The sequence below is a fragment of the Burkholderia sp. Ac-20365 genome (assembly GCF_017104715.1).
Taxonomy (GTDB): domain Bacteria; phylum Pseudomonadota; class Gammaproteobacteria; order Burkholderiales; family Burkholderiaceae; genus Paraburkholderia.
The window spans coordinates 33,409-58,845 of the sequence record NZ_JAAGPI010000006.1; the positions used below are offsets into that span (position 1 = coordinate 33,409).

24 protein-coding genes are annotated in these 25,437 nt (G+C 60.2%); 15 read left to right on the forward strand and 9 right to left on the reverse strand.

The features are described from left to right. The first annotated feature begins 10 nt into the window (after nucleotides 1–10). The gene (locus tag G3O01_RS45745; protein WP_205805223.1) at nucleotides 11–688 is read left to right on the forward strand and encodes a response regulator transcription factor; all 678 of its coding nucleotides are present in this window, start codon (nucleotides 11–13) and stop codon (nucleotides 686–688) included. A 160-nt stretch (nucleotides 689–848) separates the two neighbouring features. Here the strand turns inward: G3O01_RS45745 and G3O01_RS13095 are convergent, their stop codons facing one another. Then, nucleotides 849–1,085 carry a DUF4148 domain-containing protein gene (locus tag G3O01_RS13095; RefSeq protein ID WP_205805715.1) on the reverse strand — a complete coding sequence of 79 codons (237 nt, stop codon included), beginning with the start codon at nucleotides 1,083–1,085 and terminating at the stop codon, nucleotides 849–851. A 351-nt stretch (nucleotides 1,086–1,436) separates the two neighbouring features. On the opposite strand from G3O01_RS13095, the gene G3O01_RS13100 reads away from it, so the two are divergent. After that, a complete protein-coding gene (locus G3O01_RS13100) occupies nucleotides 1,437–2,615 on the forward strand; it encodes a porin (RefSeq protein WP_205805224.1) in 1,179 nt (392 codons plus the stop codon). Between the two features lie 132 nt (nucleotides 2,616–2,747). Here the strand turns inward: G3O01_RS13100 and G3O01_RS13105 are convergent, their stop codons facing one another. Then, nucleotides 2,748–3,893 carry a porin gene (locus G3O01_RS13105; RefSeq protein ID WP_205805225.1) on the reverse strand — a complete coding sequence of 382 codons (1,146 nt, stop codon included), beginning with the start codon at nucleotides 3,891–3,893 and terminating at the stop codon, nucleotides 2,748–2,750. A 166-nt stretch (nucleotides 3,894–4,059) separates the two neighbouring features. Further along, nucleotides 4,060–4,230: a hypothetical protein gene (locus G3O01_RS13110; protein WP_205805227.1), complete on the reverse strand. Its 171-nt coding sequence runs from the start codon at nucleotides 4,228–4,230 to the stop codon at nucleotides 4,060–4,062. A 60-nt stretch (nucleotides 4,231–4,290) separates the two neighbouring features. Between G3O01_RS13110 and G3O01_RS13115 the strand changes: the two genes are divergently transcribed. The 5 genes from G3O01_RS13115 (at nucleotide 4,291) to G3O01_RS13135 (ending at nucleotide 11,797) form a co-directional block, all read left to right on the forward strand. Beyond that, nucleotides 4,291–5,214: a LysR family transcriptional regulator gene (locus G3O01_RS13115; protein WP_205805229.1), complete on the forward strand. Its 924-nt coding sequence runs from the start codon at nucleotides 4,291–4,293 to the stop codon at nucleotides 5,212–5,214. Nucleotides 5,215–5,226: 12 nt separating this feature from the next. Continuing rightward, nucleotides 5,227–5,907, forward strand: coding sequence for a response regulator transcription factor (locus G3O01_RS13120; RefSeq protein WP_205805231.1), 681 nt, complete (start codon nucleotides 5,227–5,229; stop codon nucleotides 5,905–5,907). Nucleotides 5,908–6,035: 128 nt separating this feature from the next. Continuing rightward, complete coding sequence (locus G3O01_RS13125) at nucleotides 6,036–9,218, forward strand: efflux RND transporter permease subunit (protein ID WP_205805233.1); 3,183 nt, start codon at nucleotides 6,036–6,038, stop codon at nucleotides 9,216–9,218. Continuing rightward, the gene (locus tag G3O01_RS13130) at nucleotides 9,208–10,404 is read left to right on the forward strand and encodes an efflux RND transporter periplasmic adaptor subunit (RefSeq protein ID WP_205805234.1); all 1,197 of its coding nucleotides are present in this window, start codon (nucleotides 9,208–9,210) and stop codon (nucleotides 10,402–10,404) included. Before G3O01_RS13125 ends, G3O01_RS13130 begins: the two co-directional genes overlap by 11 nt. Beyond that, complete coding sequence (locus G3O01_RS13135; protein ID WP_205805235.1) at nucleotides 10,397–11,797, forward strand: efflux transporter outer membrane subunit; 1,401 nt, start codon at nucleotides 10,397–10,399, stop codon at nucleotides 11,795–11,797. Before G3O01_RS13130 ends, G3O01_RS13135 begins: the two co-directional genes overlap by 8 nt. A gap of 30 nt (nucleotides 11,798–11,827) precedes the next feature. Here G3O01_RS13135 and G3O01_RS13140 read toward each other — a convergent pair whose 3' ends face one another. The 3 genes from G3O01_RS13140 to G3O01_RS13150 all read right to left on the reverse strand — a co-directional run bounded on the left by G3O01_RS13140 (nucleotide 11,828) and on the right by G3O01_RS13150 (nucleotide 14,390). Next, nucleotides 11,828–13,387 (reverse strand): MlaD family protein, encoded by a 1,560-nt coding sequence (locus tag G3O01_RS13140; RefSeq protein WP_205805236.1) that lies wholly within the window; start codon nucleotides 13,385–13,387, stop codon nucleotides 11,828–11,830. A 102-nt stretch (nucleotides 13,388–13,489) separates the two neighbouring features. Continuing rightward, nucleotides 13,490–13,699, reverse strand: a complete 210-nt coding sequence (locus G3O01_RS13145; protein WP_205805237.1) for a hypothetical protein — start codon at nucleotides 13,697–13,699, stop codon at nucleotides 13,490–13,492. Between the two features lie 28 nt (nucleotides 13,700–13,727). Further along, nucleotides 13,728–14,390, reverse strand: a complete 663-nt coding sequence (locus tag G3O01_RS13150) for a DUF3313 domain-containing protein (RefSeq protein ID WP_205805238.1) — start codon at nucleotides 14,388–14,390, stop codon at nucleotides 13,728–13,730. 273 nt (nucleotides 14,391–14,663) lie between these two features. Between G3O01_RS13150 and G3O01_RS13155 the strand changes: the two genes are divergently transcribed. Both G3O01_RS13155 and G3O01_RS13160 read left to right on the forward strand, forming a co-directional pair. Beyond that, nucleotides 14,664–15,260 carry a TetR/AcrR family transcriptional regulator gene (locus G3O01_RS13155; RefSeq protein WP_205805239.1) on the forward strand — a complete coding sequence of 199 codons (597 nt, stop codon included), beginning with the start codon at nucleotides 14,664–14,666 and terminating at the stop codon, nucleotides 15,258–15,260. Between the two features lie 218 nt (nucleotides 15,261–15,478). Then, a complete protein-coding gene (locus tag G3O01_RS13160; protein ID WP_205805240.1) occupies nucleotides 15,479–15,946 on the forward strand; it encodes a YaiI/YqxD family protein in 468 nt (155 codons plus the stop codon). A 109-nt stretch (nucleotides 15,947–16,055) separates the two neighbouring features. Here G3O01_RS13160 and G3O01_RS13165 read toward each other — a convergent pair whose 3' ends face one another. The 3 genes from G3O01_RS13165 to G3O01_RS13175 all read right to left on the reverse strand — a co-directional run bounded on the left by G3O01_RS13165 (nucleotide 16,056) and on the right by G3O01_RS13175 (nucleotide 19,032). Further along, a complete protein-coding gene (locus G3O01_RS13165) occupies nucleotides 16,056–17,369 on the reverse strand; it encodes an FAD-binding oxidoreductase (protein WP_205805241.1) in 1,314 nt (437 codons plus the stop codon). 27 nt (nucleotides 17,370–17,396) lie between these two features. Next, the gene (locus G3O01_RS13170; protein WP_205805242.1) at nucleotides 17,397–18,767 is read right to left on the reverse strand and encodes a glutamine synthetase family protein; all 1,371 of its coding nucleotides are present in this window, start codon (nucleotides 18,765–18,767) and stop codon (nucleotides 17,397–17,399) included. Between the two features lie 97 nt (nucleotides 18,768–18,864). After that, nucleotides 18,865–19,032, reverse strand: a complete 168-nt coding sequence (locus G3O01_RS13175; RefSeq protein WP_205805244.1) for a hypothetical protein — start codon at nucleotides 19,030–19,032, stop codon at nucleotides 18,865–18,867. Between the two features lie 369 nt (nucleotides 19,033–19,401). On the opposite strand from G3O01_RS13175, the gene G3O01_RS13180 reads away from it, so the two are divergent. The 6 genes from G3O01_RS13180 to G3O01_RS13205 all read left to right on the forward strand — a co-directional run bounded on the left by G3O01_RS13180 (nucleotide 19,402) and on the right by G3O01_RS13205 (nucleotide 25,414). After that, the gene (locus tag G3O01_RS13180) at nucleotides 19,402–19,869 is read left to right on the forward strand and encodes an Lrp/AsnC family transcriptional regulator (protein WP_205805246.1); all 468 of its coding nucleotides are present in this window, start codon (nucleotides 19,402–19,404) and stop codon (nucleotides 19,867–19,869) included. Nucleotides 19,870–20,428: 559 nt separating this feature from the next. Beyond that, a complete protein-coding gene (locus G3O01_RS13185) occupies nucleotides 20,429–22,069 on the forward strand; it encodes an APC family permease (RefSeq protein WP_205805716.1) in 1,641 nt (546 codons plus the stop codon). Between the two features lie 119 nt (nucleotides 22,070–22,188). Further along, a complete protein-coding gene (locus tag G3O01_RS13190) occupies nucleotides 22,189–23,028 on the forward strand; it encodes a polysaccharide deacetylase (protein ID WP_205805248.1) in 840 nt (279 codons plus the stop codon). Continuing rightward, the gene (locus G3O01_RS13195; RefSeq protein WP_205805250.1) at nucleotides 23,025–24,098 is read left to right on the forward strand and encodes a C45 family peptidase; all 1,074 of its coding nucleotides are present in this window, start codon (nucleotides 23,025–23,027) and stop codon (nucleotides 24,096–24,098) included. The genes G3O01_RS13190 and G3O01_RS13195 overlap by 4 nt, the downstream gene beginning before the upstream one ends. 32 nt (nucleotides 24,099–24,130) lie before the next feature. Continuing rightward, nucleotides 24,131–24,550, forward strand: a complete 420-nt coding sequence (locus G3O01_RS13200) for a VOC family protein (protein WP_205805251.1) — start codon at nucleotides 24,131–24,133, stop codon at nucleotides 24,548–24,550. A 24-nt stretch (nucleotides 24,551–24,574) separates the two neighbouring features. Continuing rightward, the gene (locus G3O01_RS13205) at nucleotides 24,575–25,414 is read left to right on the forward strand and encodes an SDR family NAD(P)-dependent oxidoreductase (protein ID WP_205805252.1); all 840 of its coding nucleotides are present in this window, start codon (nucleotides 24,575–24,577) and stop codon (nucleotides 25,412–25,414) included. Nucleotides 25,415–25,437 lie beyond the last annotated feature (23 nt).

A 25,437-nucleotide genomic window follows, 5' to 3' on the forward strand; every position in this document is an offset into this window, starting at 1 on the left:
GGATCCTTCCGTGCGCGTACTTCTCGTCTCGCCAGCTCGCGCAGAACACGCCTTCCTTTACAAGGCGCTTCGCGAAAGCGCACATAGCGTGCAATCGACCGACGACATTCGCGACGGTCTCTACCTCGGCACACTCGAACCATATGATGCGATTCTGGTGGTTGCCCTGGGCGACGAAACGCTTGAGAGTCTCGGCGGCTTGCTGCCTGAGTTCGCGAAGCTGCCTGGCTCGCCAGCGGTCATCGTGATAATGGGCAATGCGAGCGCGGGAGAAAGGGCCCAGCTTCTGCGATCAGGTGCCGATGCCTGCTTTGTCACGCCATACTCTTTCATTGAACTGCAGGAGCGGCTGAAAGCGTTGCAGCGTGGCTCCACGAGCCTGAGCAATGACTCGAATGCACAGGCAATTATTCGACTGGATGCCTCTACGCGCGAAGTGATCGAGGGGAAGTATCGGCTGTCGATCAGCAAGCGGGAATTCCTACTTATCGAATGTTTGCTGCGGCAGGTGAATCTGCCTGTGCCGCGTGATCAGCTGATTCGATACGCGTGGCCAGAAAAGGAGTCCGTGGATCCGGCGAGTGTCAATCTGGTTGTTGCACGTCTGAGAAAGAAGCTCGCCCAACACGGATTCACGGCGCAGCTGGAAACCGTCAGCCGATACGGCTACCAACTGCGCTCGCAATAACGTTAAACCGCTTACGAGCCAAAGTACGGTGTGCAGAAGCCCGCAGGCCCAACGCAGCCGGTGGGGCTCGATTGCGACGTCGCACATCCGGCGAGCGTGCCGAAACCGATCACCAGACCTGCGATCGCGAAAGCGCGTCGAATTCTCCGCGCCATCACATTCAACCGTGCGAATAAAGCGTGCTGTTCAGGTACGCCTCTTGGCCGTCTTTCTCGGCATGCACGAGTTCCTGATAAACCTCGGCGCGTGTCTTTTCGGGAACCTTCACGCCGTAGGGCGGTATCCATTGCCCATTCTGCGTGCTTGCAGACGTCTGTGCGGAAGATTGAGCGGGCGTAGTTGCGGCAAAGCATGAGAGGCTCGTGGCGCCTGCTGCCAGTGCAAAGACGATTGTCATGACTTTCACAGTGAACTCCTTTAGGAACGTGGAGGGGTACCTGAATGTTCTGTGATACCCGTGAAAGCAGGATATCCAATCGGGTTATACGCAAAGGCATCAAATGATGAAGATGGTTTCATGAGGTAGCACATGCTCATGTACCCGGCGCTGCGGCGAATGGGTTTCCTTAAATGAATCGCGTCGACAGATTAAACGAATCATCATAAAAGGCCCTTGTTTTCACACTCGAGCGTCACGTGTCATTTCTACATTAGCGGTTCTCGCGTGGCGGGCCGGGTGGCTGAGCCGCCACACTTTCTGCGCGGTGCAGAAGCGAAAGAACAGCCTCCGTTCAAGAGACCGTTACTGATGAACAAGACGTTAATGACTGCAGCGGCCGTAGTGGCCGCTTCGCTTTCACAGGCTACATTCGCACAAAGCAGCGTGTCGCTATCGGGGGTACTCGATACTGGCATCGACTGGATATCGAATCAGAAATCGGGAGGAAGCGGACATTCCACATGGGGAGTGCAAAGCGGAAATCTGAGTACGAACAGATGGGGGCTCAAAGGCAGTGAGGACCTCGGTGGAGGACTCTCCGCGATCTTCGATCTCGAGAATGGCTTTAATATCGACAACGGGAAACTGTCGAATGGTGGAGATGAATTCGGGCGGCAGGCGTGGGTTGGCTTGTCGAGTTCCCAGTACGGCACGGTGACACTCGGCCGTCAGTACGACTCGATGGTCGATTTCGTCGCACCGCTGTCGGCGACGGGCTCCGGCTTCGGCGGCAACATCGCAGAGCATCCGTTCGATAACGATAATCTGAACAACGACGTTCGGATGAACAACGCTGTCAAATATCGCAGCGTGAACTATGGCGGCCTCGTGTTCGGCGGAGCGGTCGCGCTCAGCAATGCAGCGGGGGGATTTAGCAACAACAACGCCTATACGGCCGGTGCGTCCTATACAACGGGCCCATTCAGTCTCGCCGCTGCCTATTTCCAGGCGAACCATCCTGGTGGCCTCAATTCACCAGCAAACACAGGCGGGGCTCTTTCCAGCACGGACGGAGACGCAGTCCTCGTCGGCGAGCGCGAGCGCCTTATCGGGGCCGCTGTGCGTTATGCGGCGGGTCCGGCAACGGTTGGTTTCGTCTTCACGCGCTCCATGCTGGACGCTCCAGCGGAAATCGCGCAGGGCGGCGCCTACAGCACGCTCGACGGTAACAGGCTCACCTTCAACAACTACGAGCTGAACGCAAAATATGCGATGACGCCGCAACTGAGTCTGGGCGGGTCGTACACCTTCACGGATGGTCGCTTCGATACCGACGCAGGCAACCTCTCGCCGCGGTGGAACTCATTCATGCTTCAGGCTGACTACTCGCTCAGTCGACGCACTGACGCCTATCTGGAGGGCGTCTATCAGCACGTATCGGGTGCAGCGGGCGTGACGCCGCTGGCGAATGCTGGAATCTACTCGCTGGCGGCATCGTCGAATGGCAAGCAGGCAGTCATTGCTGCCGGGATACGTCACCGGTTCTGATGGAACGTGTAAAGCTGTAGAGCGAGGGTTAAGAGTTTGCCCCGGGAACTGAAGATACCGTTGCCGGGGTCCTTTTCTTTCAACAGTACGAAGCGCACGGCCGGTCAGCAACCGGGCCGTCGTAGCCGCGACCTAGAAGCGATGCAGCATCGCGACGCGATACACCATCTGGTTTCCACTCGAAGAGGTACCCGCGGAACCGATAATGCTTGCATTGTCGAATTCCAGCCCCGTGTCGCCATCTGCATGCTGATAAGCGCCCTGCACATACACAGAGGTCCGCTTGCTGATGTCGTAGTCCAGCATCAGCGATACCTGGTTCCACTTCGGTGAGAAGTTCCCTGTGGTGGTGGCGATATGTGCCTGCGTGAACGTGTACGCCGCCGCCAGCCAGAAGTCCGGCTTGAAGAAGTACTGTCCGTTGATTTCGTAATTATCGAATTTCCAGGAGTTCTGCGAACCGGCTTCGGGTTGCGTACTGAAATAGGCGTTGGATGTAGGGTTGTACACATCGACGTGCGAATACGCCAACGACACGACTGCGTTGTTGGTGAAGGTGTAAGACAGGCCAGCGTCGATATTCTGCTGCGATTGCGCAGTGAAAACGCTGGTAGAAGACGAAAGGGCGCCTGTCGATGTAGCACCGCCTGCGTTGATCTTCATATAGGCCACTGCCGCCGAGATCGGCCCCAACTTGTAAGAGCCCGCCGCGCTGTACATGCGGTTGTTCGCGAATCCTCCAGCCTCGTTGCTGAAGCCGTACATCGCTTCACCAGTGAAACCGGCGATAGTCGGAGACACATATTTCACCGAATTATGGATCCGATAATCCCAGTCGGCGTTGTCGTTGTCGTACGGGTGTGCCGACAGGTCGCCGATGAGATTTCCGGCTGACGTGAAGCCGCTCCACATATCGACTGTCGGGTCGTACTGCGTTCCCATTGTCAGCGTGCCGTACTGATTCGATGACAGACCGACATAAGCCTGGCGGCCGAACTCGGCCCCGCCTTGACCGAGTGCGCCATTATTGATGTTGAAGCCGTTTTCGAGGCGAAACACTGCCGAAAGACCTCCGCCCAGGTCTTCACTGCCGCGAATGCCCCAACGGCTGCCGACCGTGTCGCCGCTGACCATCTGGTATCCGTGGTGACCGTTCGCGTTACTCGTGAAGTTCAGGCCTTCATCAATCAGGCCGTACAGCGTCACGCTGCTCTGCGCATGTGCGACGCTGCAAACCGCCAAGGCCGGCAACGCAACTGCCAACATCGATTTCTTCATGGTTTTCTACCCCAATGCAAAGAGATTGTCTGTGTGTGCGCGACTGTCATCGATGCCCATGTCGGGCTCGCTGACGAGTCTCCTAAGCGCGGGGGCAGATTAAGGAACCTTTATTCGGCGGCGTTCGATTATTCGGAAAGACTGAATTGCGTGAAACGGTGATGCGTCATCGCGCCGAAACTGCGTGGCGATCAATCGTGTTCTGTCCGCTCTGCCAGATTAAAAACTCTTCATCTTTTTTACGCAGTCCCGCTGCGACGATGCCTCTAACCTTCTCGCAACCGATGGCGATCAGCTGCCTGTCGACGGATTTATTCATTCTCACCGGGAAGTTCATGAAAAAGCTCGTTCAAGCACGTGTGGCACTAGCCGCGGTTTCGAATGCAGGGGTGAAAGCGTGAACCAGATACAGGCTATGCGCGTATTCGTGCGCGTCGTCGAGCTTGCCAGCTTTAGTGCGGCCGCGAGGCAGCTCGGCATGTCGGCGGCTGCCACCACACGTAGCGTGATGACTTTGGAAGCGCATTTGAATCTGCGTCTTCTCAACCGGTCGACCCGCCACGTTTCGCTGACAGACGAAGGTCAGCTGTATCTCGACGGGTGCAGGGAAATCATCGACCAGCTCGACGCGATGGAATCCAGTCTGGTGCGCTCGACACGAGAGCTCAACGGGACTTTGCGAGTGTCGACCTCGAGTAGTTTCGCCATGACCGGCCTGTGCAGTCTTCTCGCTGCGTATAGAGGCTTTTGTCCGCGCGTCTCGTTCGATATCACCACCAACGACGAACCGGTGTCTCTCATTGAAGGCGGTTTCGATGTCGGCTTTTCGGACGATCCGAACATGCCGGACTCGGCATTGATCTCACGCCAGCTGAAGCCGGTCAAACAGATGGTCGTTGCGTCGCCGCGATACCTGCAGAAACACGGTGCCCCTTCCAGTCCGCGTGATCTGGCTTCACACCATCTTCTGACGATATCGAACGGGCCATCGAAGTCCTGGAAATTCACCGACGGATCCGAAACATACCGGATACCTGCAGGCAGCGCGCTGCAAGCCAGCAGTTGCGCCACGATCCGCTGCGCGGCGCTTGCCGATATGGGCGTGGCAATGCTTCCCACTCCACTCGTCGAGGAAGATGTGGCTGAAGGGAGTCTTGTGCCGGTTCTCAATCAATTCGAAATTGCTGACGGCATGCGGCAGGTGTCGATCCTCTACACCAGCAGAAACTATCTGTCGGCAAGGGTGCGGCATTTCATCGATTTTTCAGTGAATCACTATCGTGCTCCGTACGCGCGATCGCTGATGCGTGTGGTCGCTTGAGAGGCGCGCATCATGTACAAGGTCCTTTCGATCGAGGACGACGATTTCATGGTGACCGAGCTGCGACGCGCGTTGCCGGTTCCGCGCTATGACCTGCATATCGCACGCTCCGGACGTGAAGGAATGGCCGCAGCGGTAAGCATCACATTCGACGTCATTACGCTTGACCGGATGTTGCCGGACATCGATGGCCTGAAAGTTCTCACGGCGATACGTGGAATCGGCATGAGCACACCGGTACTGGTCATCAGTTCGATGAGCGATACCGATGACCGGGTTCAGGGATTACGTGCCGGCGGCGACGACTATCTGACGAAGCCCTGCGCACTCGATGAGGTTCAGGCCAGAGTGGATGCGTTACTGCGTCGCGGTAACAGTCAACGCGGTCAAACCACGCTGAACACGAACGGAATTGAACTAGACCTTGTCCGGCGAACCGCGAGCTATCACGGACAGCCCTTCAGTCTGCAACCGACGGAATTCCGGGTGCTCGAATTCATGATGCGTCACTCCGGCCAGGTTCTCACCCGCACGATGATTTTTGAAGGCGTCTGGGGATGCAGATTCGACCCGGGCACGAATCTCATCGACGTCCATGTTGGCCGGCTGCGCAAGAAAGTCGAGCAGACGTGCGGCATCTCCATGTTCAAAACCATTCGTGGCGCGGGCTACATGCTCGAAGACGGCGAATAAGGTTATGCGTCCCGGCCAGCGTGAAAACTAAAACAAGTTTCACACTTCATCCGTCCGGATGTTAGCGCGCTAACGACACAATCCGCCTTATCAGTGCTGTCAAGCGTATCTATCGGAGCAGTTCCCTCATGCTGAAAATTGTCCGGCTGGCTCTCACCCGGCCCTATACGTTTATCGTGCTAGCGCTCCTGATTCTGGTTATCGGTCCGCTTTCCATGCTGCGCACGCCGACGGACATCTTTCCGGATATCCGTATTCCCGTTATCAGCGTGGTGTGGAGTTATGCGGGGCTGCAGCCCGATGACATGGCGGGGCGCATCGTCACCTATTACGAGCGCTCGATCGGGACTACCGTCAACGACGTCCAGCACATCGAGTCGCAGTCGTTTCGTGGATACGGCATCGTCAAGATTTTTTTCCAACCTGCCGTCGATATCCGGACAGCGACCGCGCAGGTCACGTCGCTCTCGCAGACCGTTCTCAAGCAGATGCCTCCGGGTATCACGCCGCCGCAGATCCTGAACTACAACGCGTCGACGGTGCCCGTCATTCAGATTGCGTTGACGAGTGACACGCTGAACGAACAGCAGATTGCCGACTATGCGACCAACTTTATCCGCCCGGCGCTGTTGAGCGTGCCGGGCGTCGCGATACCGAATCCGTATGGCGGCAAAGTGCGGGAAGTGCAGATCGACCTGAATCCTCAGGCACTGCAAGCCGATGGTTTGTCCGCTGTCGACGTGGCGAACGCGCTAGCAAAGCAGAATCAGATTATCCCTGCGGGTACCGAGAAGATCGGCAGTTACGAATACAACGTCAAGCTGAACAACAGTCCGCTGGCAATCAACGATCTCAACAATCTGCCGGTCAAGACGGTAGATGGCGCCACTATCAGGATCGGCGACGTGGCACATGTGCGTGATGGCTTTCCGCCGCAGTCCAACGTCGTGCGGCTCGACGGCCACCGCGCGGTGCTGATGAGCGTGCTGAAGAACGGGTCGGCATCGACACTGGATATCGTGGCGGGCGTCAAGGCGAAGCTGCCGCTTATCGAGCAGACGCTTCCGCCCAGCCTGAAGGTCATCACGATGGGCGACCAGTCGGTATTCGTGAAGGGCGCCGTGAGCGGCGTGGCGCGTGAAGGGATCATTGCCGCCGCTCTGACGTCGTTGATGATTCTGCTGTTTCTCGGCAGTTGGCGCTCGACACTGATCATTGCCTCGTCGATTCCGCTGGCCGTGCTCGCGGCGATTGCCGCCCTGTCCGCAATGGGCGAGACGCTGAACGTGATGACGCTGGGCGGACTCGCACTCGCCGTCGGTATTCTCGTGGACGATGCAACAGTGACGATCGAGAACATCAATTGGCACCTGGAGCACGGCAAGCCCGTCAGGCAGGCGATTCTCGATGGCGCCGCGCAGATCGTCGGCCCTGCGCTTGTTTCGCTGCTCTGTATCTGCATCGTCTTTGTTCCGATGCTGATGCTCGATGGCATCGCGCGCTTTCTGTTCGTGCCGATGGCTGAAGCCGTGATCTTTGCGATGGTCGCATCTTTCGTTCTGTCGCGCACCTTTGTGCCGATGATGGCGCAGTACCTTCTGAAGCCACATGTTCATGGCGAACAGCACAGGCCGACAAAAAATCCTCTCGTTCGTTTCCAGCGTGGTTTCGAACGCCGCTTCGAAAAGGTCCGCGATGTCTATCGCGTGCTATTGCACACTGCGTTGACTTCGCGCAAGCGTTTCGTTGTCGGCTTTCTGTTGGTCGTGGCGGTCTCTTTCGGACTGGCTCCGTTTCTGGGCCGCAACTTCTTTCCGGATATCGATTCAGGTGAAATTGCGTTGCACGTGCGTGGGCCAGTTGGATTGCGTATCGAACAGACGGCTGCGCTGTTCGACCATGTCGAGGGAACCATACGCCGTACGATTCCGCCGGAGCAACTGGGCAGCATGGTCGACAACATCGGCTTGCCAGTCAGCGGCATCAACCTGACTTATAACAACAGCGGCACGATGGGGCCCGCGGATGGCGATATTCTCATCTCGCTTGGCGAGGGGCATGCACCCACTGCGCAGTACGTGAAGCGATTGCGGGAGACGCTGCCGCATGTGTATCCCGGCGTGACGTTCTCATTTCTGCCCGCCGACATCATTTCGCAGATTCTCAACTTCGGCGCACCGGCTCCCATCGACATTCAGATGGCAGGACCGGATCAACAAGGAAATCTCGCCTTCGCGAAAGCGCTGCTGAAGCGCGTCACTCGTGTTCCAGGTGTTGCGGACGCACGGATCCAGCAACCCACGAACTACCCGCAGTTTTCCATTGCGGTCGATAGAACCCGTGCCGACGAACTGGGTATCACCGAGCAGGACGTAACCAATGCCGTCGTCGCGAACCTGTCCGGCACGAGCCAGGTGTCGCCCACTTACTGGTTGAATCCGAAGAACGGCGTCAGCTATCCGATCGTCGCGCAGACGCCGCAGTACCTGATGAACTCGCTCGGCTCGCTGGACAACATGATGGTCACGGGAACGGACGGTCATTCGCAGATTCTGGGCGGACTTGCGACCATCAAGCGGGGGATCGGCAATGCGGTGGTATCGCACTACAACATCGAGCCCCTCTACGACATCTACGCGACGCCGCAGGGCAGGGACCTTGGCGCGGTTGCGTCGGGAATCAGGACTGTCGTTCAGCAGATGCACGCGCAGCTTCCGAAGGGCTCGACAGTCACGATTCGCGGTCAGGTGCAGACCATGAACACGGCATTCAGTGGACTGGGTTTTGGCCTTGCGGGCGCAATCCTTCTCATCTATCTGTTGATCGTCGTGAACTTCCACTCGTGGATGGACGCATTCGTCATCGTGACTGCACTGCCGGCGGCGCTTGCCGGCATTGTATGGATGCTGTTCATCACGCATACGCCGCTTTCCGTGCCCGCACTCACAGGCGCCATTCTCTGCATGGGCGTGGCGACCGCCAACGCGATTCTGGTTGTCAGTTTTGCACGCGAGCGTCTTGCGCATGTTGGCGACGCTGTCCTCGCAGCGATGGAAGCCGGCGCGACCCGCTTTCGCCCCGTGCTGATGACCGCGCTCGCGATGATCATCGGCATGCTGCCGATGGCGCTCGGTCTGGGCGACGGCGGCGAACAGAATGCGCCGCTCGGCCGGGCCGTGATAGGCGGCCTGATCTGCGCGACGCTGGCGACGCTGCTGTTCGTGCCTGTCGTCTTTAGCATCGTTCACCGCAACGACAAGACTTCCCAAGATTCAATTCCTTCCGACACGGAGGCCACGCATGTCCACTGAAACCAGCGGTCAACCGCATCAGCATGCAGCAAGGAAGCTGCGTCATCTGAAACTCATTTGCGTCGTTGCGATGCTGGTCGCAGCGGGCGTAGCGGCTGAGGGGATCGTGAGCCGTATCCAGAGCAATCGGGCGCTGACCAGCTGGACCGACGCGCAAGCGATTCCTACCGTGCGTGTCGTCGCGCCCCAGTTGCCCAAACGCACTGATGAGGTCGAACTGCCGGGGCGGCTGGATGCCTACGTCAATGCGCCCATCTATGCGCGCGTGTCCGGCTACCTGCATGCGTGGTATGCGGACATTGGAACGCATGTGAAGGCGGGGCAACTGCTTGCGCAAATCGACACGCCTGATCTGGACCAGCAGCTACAGCAGGCCCGCGCCGACCTGGCCAACGCGATAGCCAATGAAAAGCTTGCTGCAACGACAGCGCGTCGCTGGACGCAGATGCTCGCTCAGGATTCCGTGTCGCAGCAGGCGACCGATGAGAAAACGAGCGATCTCGCGGCGAAGCAGGCGACAGTTGAAGCGAGCCGTGCAAACGTCGCAAGACTGGAAGCGCTGGAGTCGTTCAAGCGCATCACGGCGCCTTTCGATGGCGTCGTCACCGCCCGGAAAACGGATGTGGGTGCGCTCATCAATGCGGGCGGTGGAAGCGGCCCGGAACTCTTTGCGGTAACCGACTCGCACCAGCTTCGCGTCTATGTGAACGTGCCGCAGAGCGATGCGGCAGCGATCAAGCGCGGCCTGACGGCGACGCTTACCGTGCCGGAGCGGCCGGGCAAAACATTCGACGCCCATCTGGTCGATACGAACGACGCGATCGCGCCGTCCTCGGGCACCATGCTCGTACAGTTGTCCGTCGATAACGCAAACGGTCAACTCATGCCAGGAGAGTATGCGCAGGTTCATTTCGCCTTGCCGAGCGATGGTCACGCGCTTCTGGTTCCCGCCAGCGCGTTGATGTTCCGCACCGACAATGTCCAGCTTGCCGTGCTCGATGCGAACAATCACGTTCACTTGCGCGACGTGAAGATTGCGACGGATCTGGGCAGCACGGTGCTGATTGGCGCGGGGCTCGAGCCGACGGACCGTGTGATCGACAACCCGCCCGATTCGCTCGCTGAAGGGGACCAGGTGCATCTCGCGGGGCTCAGGATGGCGGCATCGGAGGGCAAGCATGTTTAAGCGCGGCATTGCTGCATGTGTGGCCGCGAGTGTCCTCAGCGCGTGCTCGTTTGCGCCGCCCTATCATGCGCCGGAAGCCGTGATCCCGACGGCGTTCAAAGAGGCGGGCCCGTGGCAGACTGCAAAGCCTTCAGACCGGATCTCACGTGACGGCTGGTGGAAGATATACGACGATCCCGTACTAAACGGTCTGGAGGCAAAGGTCGTCAGCGCGAATCCAGATGTGGCGGCAGCGGTTGCGCGCCATGACGAAGCGCAGGCATTCGTGCAGCAGGCACGCTCGGGGCTCTTTCCAACCATCGGCTCGGAAGCGTCGGTGACGAGGCAGCGTCAGTCCGACAACCGGCCGCTGCGCGGTACGAATCAGCCTTCCGTCTACAACTCGGCCGACGTCGATGTGGGCATCGGATACGACCTCGACCTGTGGGGCAAGGTACGCAACGAGGTGAAGGCGGGCCGGGCCGATGAGCAAGCGAGCGCCGATGACCTGCAATCGTTGCGTCTGAGCCTGCAGGCGAGTCTGGCTGACCACTACTTCCAGCTGCGTGGTCTGGACCAGCGTACGAAGCTGCTGCAGGAAACCATCGTGACGTATCAGCATGCATTGAAACTGACGGAAAGCCGCCATTCTGGCGGACTCGCGTCCGGCATGGATGTGTCGCGCGCGCAAACGCAACTGGCGTCGGCGCAGGCTTCCGTCGATGACACGGCCGCGAGCCGCGCGCTGCTGGAGCACGCCATCGCCACGTTGACGGGCACGCCCGCGTCGAGCTTTGCGCTTGCGCCTGCAACGCCGGGCCATGCCGTGCCGCAGATTCCCGTCGGCGTCCCTTCTGAACTTCTGCAACGCCGTCCGGATATCGCCGCCGCAGAACGGCGCGTCGCGGCGGCCAATGAGACCATCGGCGTGGCGAAAGCCGCGTATTTTCCGGATGTTTCGCTGGGGCTCGACGGTGGTTATCAAAGCGACACGTTTTCGCCATGGCTGGCTGCGCCCAATGAGATCTGGTCGATTGGACCGCAACTCATGTTCACGCTCTTCGATGGCGGCAGGCGCGACGCGCAAGTCGCCAATGCGCGTGCAAAGCTGGCAGAGAATGGCGCAAAGTTCCGTGAGACGGTGCTGAGCGCATTTCAGCAGGTCGAGGACGAGCTTGCGCTGTTGCATCATCTCGGCGATGAATCGAGGAACGAAGACAATGCGCTCGCTTCTGCCGAACAGACGTTGACGCTCGCAACGTCGCAGTACAGGGATGGCGCGGTCAGCTATCTGGATGTGGTCACGGCTCAGACAACCGAACTCGACGCGCAGATTGCCTCATTGGACCTGCGCACGAGGCAGCTGGTTGCGTCGGTGAATCTGATTCAGGCGCTGGGTGGAAGCTGGCAGTGATGGGCAGGCTACGAAAAGGCTAACGTTTCGCTACTCACGACGGCTCTTTCCCCAAACCAGCGATTCAGGATGCCTTTGAAGATATTCGGCGAGTGAATTGAGCGATTCGAGCGTCCGGCGCAATTCCGTCAGCGCCTGATGAAGATCGGACTGGAGCGGAGAATCCTGCGACAGGGTAGCGTTCGCCGCGTTGAACGATCGTTCCGAGGCTGCAAGCGCGTCGCGCGCCGCGGGAACCAGCTCGCTGTCGAGCTTCTGGAACAGCGACCCGGCGCCAGCGAGCGTTGTGTCGAGATTGCGTCCGATCTCATCGAAAGGCACGCCGTCGATTTTTTTCACTATGCTCGCGATTTGATCCTGAAGTTCTTCGAGTGTGTTGGGTACCGTCGGCAGTTCGACGGGCATTCGCGTTGTATCGAGTTTGACGACAGGCGCGTGCGGGAAGAAATCGAGTGCTATGTATCGTTGGCCGGTCAGCACGCTGCCCATGCGCAATTGTCCGCGTAATCCGTCGGCGACCAGCCGATGAAGCAGACGCTTTCCTTCGACACCTTCTCCATTTCCGAGCGCTTCGCGGTAGCGCTTTCCGAGTCGCGAAGGGTAAAGCTGAAGTGTCGGCACCATGTCGATATGTCCAGTGACAGGGTTGAAGTCGACGTCTATCGCCGCGACCTGACCCAGTTCGACCCCATGAAAATCGACGGGAGCGCCAACGGACAACCCGCGCAATGACTGCGTGAAGCGCATGACCACTTGAGCGGCTGGTCCGTCTCCCGCTTTGCGCAGGGCATCCATTCGCGATTCCGACAATGCAAAGGAAGTGCCGTCCGATGCCTGATGCTGTGTGGTGAAGGGGGCGGTGGTGTCGAACGCAACGCCGCCGGAAAGCAGCGATGCCACCGACTGCGTTTCGAGCCGGAAACCGTCGGAACCCAATCGCAGATCGATTCCGCTTGCGTGCCACCAGCGCGTGGAGGGCGTGACGTATTGGTCGAATGGTGCGTTCACGAAGACATGGATGACCACTTCTGAGCCGTCTCTGGAAAGCGAGTAGTCGAGCACCTGGCCAGCCTGTGCGCGTCGAAACAGCACGGGCGAGCCTGCTGTCAGCGACTCCAGTGAATTTGCGTGCAGCGTGAAGCGCTTGCCCTTCTGGTCGGAAGTGATAGAAGGCGGTACATCCAGGCCTCTGAAGTCAGTGCAATGGCGAGATGTGTGTCCGATATCGGCGGCGATATAGGAACCTGAAATGACAGTTGCAAGTCCCGAGATGCCTGTCATGCCGATACGCGGCCGCACGACCCAGTATCGCGTGTCACATGGCGCGAACAACTTGGCCGGGTCATCGAGTTGCACGTCGGCGAGAATCCCGGTTCGATCCGCCGTGAGACGCAAGCTCTGCAGCGTGCCGATCTCGACATCGCGGTAGCGCACGCGTGTCTTGCCGGGCTCGAGGCCTTCGGCGCTGGCGAAGCCGATCGTGATGCGAGGCCCGCGTTGCAAGATAGCGTGAACGAACAGCGCAACGCAAACGAGCACAGCGGCAACGGGGATAAGCCATATGACCGGCAACCGGCGAGCGCTGTTCATTAAAGCGTGCCAGTGATCACGTCGCGCAGGAGTCTGCCGATCTGTCGAAGTCTCGCCGCGAAACGTTTGCACCATCGATAGCGATGATGCCCGTCGCGGCGGCTAATGGCGGTTCGCATGAAAGTCGACAACCAGTGTGATGTAGACCAGTGCAGCGAATACACCCGCCATCGTCCCGAGCACATCCCGGTAGCCGGCGCCGCGTGTCAGGTGAACGGGCAGACCCACGACGAAGTACGTGAGCGCGAATACGATCACGACCATCAACGGCGGCGGCGTCGTGAGGATGAAGTCGACCAGTGCATGCATCATTGGATGATCGCGCCGTACATCCCGGTGCCTATTGCAGTTGAGCGACAAGGGCATCCGCACCTTTATCCAGCCCTGTCTTTGCAGCGCTGAGCGATCCGAAGGCAGCCGGCAGATTCATTGCGTTCGGATATTGCCTGGAGATATACGCCTTTAGAAGTCGCCCATTCGAACTGTCGAACACCTCGACTGCATAGGACACGGATCCGCTAAAAGCACCTTTTCCTCCGCGGATGGCCTGTACACCGTTGTACAGATTGCCGGCGATATCGAAATGCATGAACTGTCCGATCACCGCCGTGGTCGCTTCGGCGCCCGTCAGCGTGAGCTTGATTCGCAACGTTGCGGGCGAAGGCTGTGCAGCGACGTCGAAACGTTTCGATAGCTTCGATGCGAACGTTTTGCCCATATAGTCCGCCAGCATCGACTTGTCGCTGTCGCTCATATCGCCGAACTGGTTGTCGCCACCCCGATATACGACGACGGGGTCGACAATGACCTGCGAGTAGCGCGACCAGACAACGGGCGCGGCGTACCGATAAGGCACCTTGGCGGAATCGTCATCCCTGTTCTGCTTGAGTTGCGGCGCGGACGGAATACCCGAGTAAGCGACGGGCTGCACACCTGCGCAGGCCGTCAGGATGAGCGCCGCTGCGCCGCTCAGGAAAAGTGAAGTCGATCTGGGCTTGAACATGTCGTGTTCCGTGGGAGCGATGTCGGACGTTGGCGGGAAGTCGCGTCGGGAAGCCCGGCGCATGGCCGAAATGTAGCACCATCATTTTTGGAAGTAAACCGTCTGCCCGGTTTGTTTGTGAGGAAGGCTCTGGCGTACAATTCAGTCCAGAACAGGACAGGCGGGTCATCGGTTTCAAGTTTGGATGTTGCCGAACGCGACGGGTGGCCGCCCCTCACCATGCGTTGCGACAGGCGGTTCCGCCGGTTGGCGCGACTTGATCTTTACAGGTAAATGGACAATCCGACACGTTCCGAAAACACGCGCAAGAAGGCTATTGTGGCCGCGTTGGCCATCCTTGAGCGCGAAGGCGTAGGTGGTCTCACATTCGATTCGCTGTCGCGGGAAAGTGGTGTGAGCAAAGGTGGGCTGTTGCATCAGTTTCGCACCAAGAACGGTGTGCTCACCGCACTGCTCGATCATCAGCGGCACCAGTTCGAACAGATCCGGCTGAATTATCTGGCGAAGGAAGGCGGGACAAAGGCCGAACCAAATCTCTCGGCTCACATAGCGGTGTATCGCGAGTCGATCAAGCAGCATCATTCCGTGTCCCGCGCCGTGCTGGCGGCGCTGGTCGAGAGTCCGGAACTGCTCGAGGACTTCAAGGCCGCGGACGCAGGGACGTTGAAAACGCTGCAGCAGGAATCGGGCGATCTCGAACTGTCGTTGCTGCGTTATTTCGCGGCGAGCGGTATAGCGTTCAATTCGTTACTCGGGCTTGTGCCGCTGCCCCAGTCGATGGTCAACCGGCTGTTTGCACGTCTGCTTGACGACGATAGCTGGGAAACGCGAAAAGAAGAGGGCAGTGCGCGAAAGCGAAGTGCACGCTAGGTTTTGGCGTCGTCGCGATACCGAAAAGTGGCCGGTCGTGCGCCCGGCCGCGTAGCGTTCACATTGGAGCCAGACTGATAGTTCTTTTATCGATCGAATCCTTCTGCTATAGGCGAAGCTGATAGGCGATGCACATTCGATACGCGCGGCAGAACGGCTCGCCTCAAACGCCCGTCGGCAGTAACATGCGGTTTTCGCCCTTTATTGGACATACCTCAATGCAAGTGCTGGTTGACGCAGACGCATGCCCAGTCGTCGTCAAGGAGATGCTGTTTCGTGCAGCACGTCGTGTCGAAGTGTGTGTCACGCTGGTTGCGAATCAGTATCTGCGCACGCCACCGTCACGTTTTATCAAGGCGATCCAGGTGCCGGCGGGCTTCGACGCGGCCGATGAGCGCATCGTCGAACTGGTCGTGAGCGGTGACCTCGTGATTACGGCGGATATCCCGCTTGCCGCCGCAGCGCTCGACAAGGGCGCGCATGTGCTCGACCCACGCGGAAGCTGGTTTAGCCGTGAAAATATCCAGGAGCGCCTGACCATGCGCGACGTGATGGATCAGCTTCGGAGTTCAGGCGTCGAGACGGGCGGCCCGGCACCCTATTCCGCCAACGATAGCAAGGCGTTTGCTGCGCAACTGGACCGCTTCCTCGCGCGCCATCGTGCGTCGCCTGGTGGGGGCGCTTGATACACGTATCAGCAATTCGGACTGTGCGAACGAGGCCCATCCGGGCCTCGTATTCCGCTCAACAGCACCACATCCGCCTGCGTCAATCGACCGGCGACACCTCTGAAAACTAACGAAGTCGCTCGAGCATCTGGTAGTACCACATGCCCGCAGCCAGCAGCGGATTGCCGATCACATCACCCATGGGCACGCGAATGTGCCGGCAGGCCGCAAACGTGTCGAAATGCGCCAGCGTTCCGGTGATCGCTTCCGCCATGATTTCCCCCATGATGTGACTCGTCGCGACACCGTGACCCGAGTAACCCTGGCAATACCAGACGTTATCCGAGAGCTTGCCAAGCTGAGGAATGCGGTTGACGACGATGCCCATCGCGCACGTCCACTGATAATCGATGCGCACGCCGTTCAGACGTGGAAACGTGCGCTCGATATACGGCAGCAGTTCCTGCCCAACATCGCGCGACATCTGCCCGGAATAGTTCGCTCCGCCGCCGAACAGCAGGCGGCCGTCGGCGGTCATCCGGTAGTAGTCGAGCACGAAACGGCAATCGTACACAGCGAGATCGTGCGGATTGATCTGCTTCGCCCGCTCGCCGAGCGGCTCGGTCGCGACGATGCCGCCCATCGCCGGAAAGATCTTGCCGTCGAGCTGTTTGCGTTCGAGCTTGTGATACACGTCGCCGGCAAGCAGGATCTGACGCGCGTTGATCCGCCCGCGCGACGTGACAACGGCAGGCTTCGCACCATGCACGATATCGAGCACCTGCGAATGCTCGAAAATCAGCGCGCCGAGGCTTTCGGCGGCGCGCGCTTCGCCGATACACAGGTTCAGCGGATGCACGTGCATATTGCGCGTATTTTTCAGCGCGCCGGAGTAGAGATCGGTTTCGAGGTGCGCTCTCACGCCATCGCGATCGAGCAGTTCCACCGAGTCACCCATGCCGCGCCGTTGCGCTTCTTCATAGCTCGCTTCGAGTTCGCGCAGATGCGACGGCTTCATCGCCGCATGCAGATGACCATGTTTCAGGTCGCAGGCAATGCCATAGCGTTGAACGCGCGATTCGATGATTTCGTGTCCGCGCCAGCGCAACCGCCAGATGAAGTCGTCGACATCGTCGCCGAGCGTCGCGCGCATCTGCTTGCGCATCGCAGTGTCGCCCGACAGGCTGCCCGTGATCTGGCCGCCGTTGCGGCCGCTCGCGCCCCAGCCGATCTTGTTCGTCTCGACGATCGCGACCTTCAGCCCGCGCTCCGCGAGTTCGACCGCACTCGCAATGCCCGTAAATCCGCCGCCGATAATCGCGACATCGACATGATGTTCGCCTTCCAGCGTGGGGTAATCCGTTTCGTGCGCGATCGTCGCGGTGTAGTAAGAGGGGCTGCGTTCCGCGGCAGCCGCGTGAAGTGGAAGTGCGGCGTTCATGATGTTCCTGTTCAGTGAAGGTGGGAATCAGGCCTGGTTCAGATACCAGCGCCAGTCCTGCTCACCGACTTCACCCATGAATTGCCGGTACTCGGCGCGCTTGATCGCGAGAAACACCTTCAGGAACGCCGGGCCGAACATATCTTTCGCCCATGACGACTGTTCGAGTGCGTTGAGCGCGCTCAGCCAGTCGGTCGGCAGCAGCGTATCGGCCTGTGCGTAACCATTGCCTTCGACAGGCGCGCCCGGATCCAGCTTCTCGCGCACGCCGTAGTGCGAAGCCGCGAGAATGGCGGCGGCAGCCAGATAAGGATTCGCATCGGCACCGCACACGCGATGCTCGACGTGCCGGCTCGGCGCAGGACCGCCCGGCACGCGCAGGCTCACCGTGCGGTTATCGACGCCCCACGTCGGCGTGAACGGTGCATAGCTGTTGGCCTGAAAGCGGCGATACGAGTTTGCGTTCGGACAGAACAGCAGCATCGAATCGAGCAGGCCGTGCAGCATGCCGCCAACCGCATGCCGCAGCATCGGCGTGCCTGCCTTGTCTTCGGAGGCGAACAGGTTGTCGCCCGCCTTGTTGGCGAGGCTCACGTGCATGTGCATGCCCGAACCCGCGATCTCTGCAAACGGCTTCGCCATGAAGCACGCGCTCATGCCGTGCGCGTTCGCCACGCCCTTGACGATGCGCTTGTAGCGCACGGCGTGATCCATTGCTTCGAGAGCGGGGCCATGTTCCAGCGTGATTTCGACCTGGCCCGGCGCGTACTCCGAAATCGCGGTGCGCACGGGGATGTTTTGTTCGCGGCAGGCATCGTAGAGATCCTTCAGGAACGGCTCGATCTGTTCGAGTTCGCGCAAGCCATAGACCTGCGTTGCGCGCGGACGCCTTCCATCCGTGTCGAGCGCGGGTTGCGGACGGCCTTGCGCATCGGGCCGCGCATCGAGCAGATAGAACTCGAGTTCGCACGCCATCACGGGATACAGACCATCGGCTTCGAGGCGATCGACGATCCGCGCGAGCAACTGGCGCGGATCAGCGACGCCTGCGGGCAAGCCTTCCTCGGGATGCATCTGCACCTGAACGGCTGCTGTAGGCAGCTTGCGCCATGGCAGGCGCACGAGACTGCCCGGCAACGGATACGCACGGCAATCGATATCGCCGACATCCCAGACCAGACCGCTGTCTTCCGTATCGTCGCCATTGATCGTCAGATTCATGATCGCGCTAGGCAGCGGCCGGCCGCTGCGATACACGGCAAGCAGTTCCTCGCGATGCAGCAGCTTGCCGCGCGGCACGCCCGCGGCGTCGACGATAAAAAGTTCGAACAGATCGATGTCGGGATGCTGTTCGAGAAACGTGAGGGCTTCCTGCTCGTGGGCGAATGTCGTAGGCATGACGGTGCTCTTTGCGCGTGAGCGCGTGCGTGGTCCTCCGCTTGATGCGGACGGCCGGTATCAATGAGTGACGCAAAGCCGCTTGTGCGGCAGGTGTTTACGAAGGGCGACGCAACGGAGGGCGCGCGTGGCGGCAATGAAAGATCGCCCAGAACGCGAGGATCACGTTCGACAGCGGATTGAGCGTGGCCGCTTCGATGCGCGTGTGCCGTCCCGCCGTGAGCGGGCAATGGATGTCGCGAATCGGAAGGCTTGCCGTGTTCATGAAGGACTCGGAGTTGAGGGGCTGCGCGAGGCGCCAGCCGACAAGGTACTGCACGCAATGCGCAACATCGCAATGATGCTGTTGCGCATTGCTGACCGACTAACGGACGCGGTTATCGCGCGTGCTCCGTTTGTTGGGTTGCGCATTCAATCTACTATGGCCTTCCTGAAATTGCAATGCGCTAAAATACGGACGAATTTCTGCGCAAAATTCACGGAGGCTGCCGTCTGAGGATGAGCGAAGCCTTGACAGCGCGCGACGACAGGCCGCTGCGTTGCGCGATGTTTCTGTTAGCCTTCTGCGTTTGAAGCAAGTCGCGCGGCGTGTCCGTAGCCGCCCGCGCTCCATTCAGATCGACAACATCACACCATGCCGACTTCGATACTCGATCCTCTCGACTTTCAGATCGTTCGTGAATTGCAGGAAGACGGGCGGCGCGCATTCCGCGAAATCGCCCGCAATGTCGACGTGCCGGAAGCCACCGTCCGCACGCGCGTCAAGCGCCTGCAGGAGCTGGGCATCCTGCAGATTCTCGCCTTCACGAATCCGTCGAAGCTCGGCCACGCCAAGCTGGCGCTGCTGTTCGTCGAGGTCGATCCGAACGATCACGACCGTGCCGTCGACAATCTCGGGCGCTGGTCCGAGGTCAGTTATCTGTCGACCGTCCTCGGCGATGCCGATCTGTGCGTGCAGGTGCTATGCCGCGACGACGAAGATCTGTTCGCGCTGCAACAGCGCATTCGCGCGCTGCCAGGCGTGCGCGCGGTGCGCACGATGCACGAGGTCAAGGTCCACAAGATCCGCTTTACGATTCCGCCCGTCGAACCGGAGGAGTGATCCCGGGCGGCGCTTTTTTGCTCCGTTACGCCAATCCAGATTCCCTCTACGTTGCGCAAAACACACGGTAATATTTTGCGCAACGCGTAGCATCTACGCTCCAATCTGGCGCAATTCACCTCGAACGCGCCACGCCAGAAATCTCCCCGTTTCCTCGTTTTAGCCCGCCGAACCCGCGCGGGCATTGGCGCGTCCATGCTCCGCGCATCGCTTGCACACGCCGGGCCGGCACGCCCGACTACGGTGCGTAGCGCCCCGTGTTTGCGCAAAAATAAGATTACAGATCGTATGAATGCGCAATGCGCAGCTATTAGGGTTAAAAAGTATACACATGCGCAATTTGAGGGCTTAGGATTCACTCATCGCGAGCTCGCCGTCGTTCAACCCCCGAGATGAGAGTGACACCCATGCGAACAGCTTTTTCAGGCGCCACACTGAATGTGGCCGCTGTATCGGCGCGCCGGCGGCAGGACGGAGCGGCAGACTTTCCACGACTATCGACGGGCGGCGCCAACGCTTCCCCTCACGCGGCTCCCACGTCGCAACAGGGAGAGCGATGATGAGCGTGCAAGAAGACATCCTGTCGGCGCAGGACAACGTGCGCGGCGCAGCGGCGGAGGATCAGGTGTCCACGCGACACGAACTGCATCGCAATCTGACGTGGAAGGACGCGTTCTGGGTGACGAGCGGCGTTCCTGTCGGCGTGCTGTTCACGATCGGCGGCGTGGCGGCGACCATCGGCCAGCCCGCGTGGCTGATCTGGGTGCTGGCCATCCTGATCGGCTTTGCGCAATGCTTTACCTATGCCGAGATTTCCGGCCTGTATCCGCACAAGTCGGGCGGCGCGTCGGTGTATGGCGCGCTCGGCTGGGTGCGTTACAGCAAGTTCGTCGCGCCGGTGTCCGTGTGGTGCAACTGGATTGCGTGGTCGCCGATGCTCGCACTCGGCACCAGTCTCGCCGCGGGCTACATGCTGAGCTGTCTGTTCCCCGCGAATGCCGCGATCAATACCTGGCACATCACGCTCGTCGATCTCGGCTTCATCACGAAGGGCCTGACGCTGCGCATCAACGCGACGTTCCTGCTCGCGCTCGCCTTCCTGCTGATCGCGTTCAAGCTGCAGCACGCGGGTGCATCGGCGGCGGCGAAGACGCAGCGCATTCTGGGTATTGCGTCGCTGGCGCCGTTGCTGGTGGTCTCGCTGGTGCCGCTGATCACGGGCGACATGCCGTCCACGCATTTCCTGCCGATGCTGCCGCTCACGCACGACGCGTCCGGCGCCGCCGTGATGGGGCACTGGAACGCAGCAGGCGTCAGCACGGCGATGGGCGCGATGTTCCTCGCGTGCTGGTCGACCTTCGCGTTCGAAACGGCGGTCTGCTACACGCGTGAATTCCGCAATCCGCAGAAGGACACGTTCAAGGCGATCTTCGCGTCGGGCCTGTTGTGCCTCTTCATGTTCATCGCCGTGCCGATCGCATTCCAGGGCGTACTTGGCCTGAAGGGCATGCTCGCGCCGAGCGTGGTCGACGGTTCCGGCGTCGGCGCGGTGATGGCGAGCTTCGTCAACGGCGGGCCGATCGTGTTCAACGTGATCGTCGTGATGATGGTGCTGTCGATCCTGCTGCTGGTGATGACCTCGATGATGGGCTCATCGCGCACGCTGTATCAGGCGTCCGTGGATGGCTGGCTGCCGAAGTACCTCTCGCACGTCAACGAGCACGGCGCGCCGACCCGCGCAATGTGGACCGATCTCGGCTTCAACGTGATCCTGCTGCTGATGTCCGACTACATGACGGTGCTCGCGCTGTCGAACGTCTGCTACATGATCTTCGTGTTCCTGAACCTGCAATCGGGCTGGATTCACCGGCTCGACCGCGCGGACTGGCCGCGTCCGTATCGCTGCCGCAACTGGCTGCTGGGACTGGGCGCGCTGTGCGGTTTCGTCGACCTTGCCTTCGTCGGCGCGGGCGCGAACTTCCAGGGCGAGAACACGTTGCGCAATGGTCTGGTGGCGATGGTGCTGATCGTCCCCGTGTTCTTCTTCCGTCATTACATTCAGGACAAGGGGCGCTTTCCCGAGTCGATGCGGCGTGACATCGAACTGCCGCATCCGCGTGCCGGCATCCTGCCGTATCTCGCGCTCGCTGCCGCCGTGGCCATCGTGTGGATTTCCGCGAAGCTGACCGTGATTACCTGAGCCGCTTTTCTCCCCCTTCCGAGCAACGTTGAGCAGTGCGTCCGGTGACAGCCGGCGCACTGTCGGGGGACTGTTTTCGCCGTTTTTCGATTCAACCTGCAACAAGCGAGTCAAACACCATGACGACCCCAAACGCAGCCACGCTGAAGTGGCCCAATACGAAATCGACGGCGGTGTCGCTGACGTTCGACGTCGATGCCGAAGCCGGTTATCTCGGCGAGAGCGCAACCTATGCGCGCCGTCTGACGAGTCTTTCCGAAGGACGCTTCGGCGTGGTGCGCGGCGTGCCGCGCATCGTCGAACTGCTGCGCCGTCATCGCATTCACGCGACGTTTTTCGTGCCGGGTTATACGGCCGAACAGCATCCGCATCTGATCGAGTCGTTGCTGAAAGACGGGCACGAAATCGGTCATCACGGCCATATGCATCTGCGCAGCGACAAGGTGTCCGCGCAAGCGCAAGCCGATGAAATGCGCCTTGGTCTCGCAGCATTGCAGAAAGCCGGTGCGCCGAAACCCGCGGGCTATCGTTCGTCGTCGTGGGAACTGACGCCTGAAACATTCGACCTCGTGCTCGATAACGGCTTTGCATACGACTCCAGCTGCATGGGCGATGACCGTCCGTATCACGAGAGCTGGAATGGCCGCTCGATTCTCGAACTGCCCGTGCACTGGTCGCTCGACGACTATCCGATGTTCGGCTGGACGATCGACAACGGCGGCAACTTCACGGCGCCGCGCACGCTGGTCGATACGTGGCTGGCCGAATACGAATCCGCGCGGCGTGACGGACGCCACACGACCTTCACGATGCATCCCGAAGTGATCGGACGCGGCGCGCGTTTCGATCAGCTCGAACGCTTCGTCGAAAGACTCGTCGCGGATGGCGACGTGTGGTTTGCGCGTCTCGACGAAGTCGCGAAGCACGTCGCGCCGCAACTCGAACGGGTGGCAGCATGAGCTTCGTATTCCGTTCGACCCAGACCGAACCGGCCGCGCGCGGACGCGAATTCGGTGCGGCGCACGCGCGTCGTATTCATGCGGGCGTCGCGCGTTATCGCGCGTTGTTCGAGCGTGTCGCGCAACGCCCGGTCGATCTGCACGCGATGGGCGCGCAGGCGCTCGACAGCATTGCGCGCTTCGCGCCGCCGTTGCATGCTGAGATTGAGGGCATGGCAGAAGGCGCGGATATCGACGTGCGTTTGCTGGGCGCGATCAATGCGCGCACCGAAATCCTCGCGGCACTGAACGCACCATTGCGCGGCGAATGCTCGACGGTCGTGCAGGTCGATGCGCATAGCGCGCATCCTGTTGCTGTGCAGACGTGGGACTGGTACGCCGAATTCGCCGATCAATGGCTGACGTGGGAAATCCCGCACGCCAATGGTCACGTGACGACGACCGTGACGGAGATCGGCATCGTCGGCAAGGCGGGTGTGAACGATCGCGGCATTGGCGTGCACTTCAACATCCTGCATCACGAGCGCGATGGCGCGACCATCGGCGTGCCCGTGCACGTCGCGTCGCGCTGGATGCTCGATACCTGCGGCGATATCAATCAGGCGTTGCAGCTGCTGGCATCGGCGGAAGTTTCCGCGTCGTCGTCGCTGACGGTAATCGCGGCGGCGGATAACGGCAGCACGGCGGTATCGGTGGAACTGCATCCGGGCGGTCCCGGCTTCGTATTCCCCGATGCCAACGGCCTGCTCGTGCATACCAATCACTTTCTTTCTTCACCGGCAGCGGCGGGCGATACCGAACCGCGCCAATACCCCGACACACTGGTGCGTCACGACCTGCTCACACGCAGGCTCGGCGGTCACGCAAAGCTCTCGGCGCTGCAGGTGATCGGCGCGATGAACAGCCATCTCGGCACGACGGGCGCGCTGTGCTGTCACCCCGATCCCGCGCTGCCGGAGAACGGCCAGTACGCAACGCTCGCCACCATCGTTATCGACGTCGCCAGCGGCACGCTTCGCGCGCTGCGCGGCGGCCCATGCAATCACGTGCAACTGCTTGCCGCAGCCTGACTTTCATTCACACAGACAACAAGGAGTTCGCCATGCTCAAACTCAAGCGCATCGACAACATGGACATCCTGACGCCCAATGTACAGCGTCTGGTCGATTTCTATCACGGCACGCTGGGCCTCGGTTTCTTCCTGCCGTATCAGCCGGAAGAGCAGTGGGCCGCCATCGAAATGGGCAACGTGACGCTCTATATCTTCCGCACGGAAGACGCGACGCCCGTCGAACGACGCACGGCTGTGAATCTGAAAGACAAGCCTGGTTTCGATTCATTCGCTTTCGAAGTCGAGAACCTGGACGACGCGATTCGCGCGCTCGACGGCAAGGTGCAATGGGTCACCGACGAGCCGATCGAATGGCAGCACCCGAATGGCACGCACTATCGCTATCGCCCGATGTTCGATCCCGACGGCAACATGCTGTATGTGACCGAGCCGCACAAGGTCGCTGCCTGAGTTATCGCGGAAGGAATCATGGATATGAATCAGGCAACTGAACGTGCAACTCAGCGCGCAACTCAACGCGCACCGGCGCGTCAGGCTCCCGAAACGGTGCTCGCGTTGTCGCCCGAAGCCGGGCGTCTCACGGGACGTGTCGCGCTCGTCACGGGCGGCGGACGCGGCGCAGGCCGCGCGCATGCACGGCTGCTCGCGCTGCGCGGCGCTTCTGTGGTGATCGTCGATATCGACGCAGAAGTGGCGCGTGCGACAGCCGCTGAAATCGAACAGGCGGGTGGCCGCGCGTTGGCGCTCACGGCCGACATCACACGCCGCGATCTCGCAGAGCGTGTGATCCACGAAGCCGCTGACCGCTTCGGCGGCATCGACATCATCGTGCACAACGCCGGAATGATGTACTCGCTGACCGGCCTCGAGCACACCGACGACGACAACTTCAACCAGTTACTGTCTATCAATGTGCATGCGCCGCTCTTTCTCACGCGGGCCGCGTTGCCGTATCTGCGCAAGAGCCGCGCGCCGCGCGTGATCTTCATCAACTCGCAGTGGGGACAAGTGCCCGACGGTCACTCGTATGGCTACATGGTCGCGAAGGCCGCGCAACTCGGCTTGATGAAGACGATGGCAAAGGAGTTCGTCGGTGAAGGCATTCTCGTCAATGCCGTGACGCCGGGCGCGATTCTCACGCGCATGGTGCCCGACGAATACATCGAAGGCGAGCAGCAGGCGATACCGCTTGGCCGGCTCGCGCATCCCGAAGAGATCGCCAGCACCGTCGCGTTTCTCGCATCCGACGAAGCCGCATTTATCGCCGGGCAATCGATTCCCGTGAACGGCGGCGCGCTCGTCGTCGGCATCTGAATACAACTTTTAGCGTTAGAGGT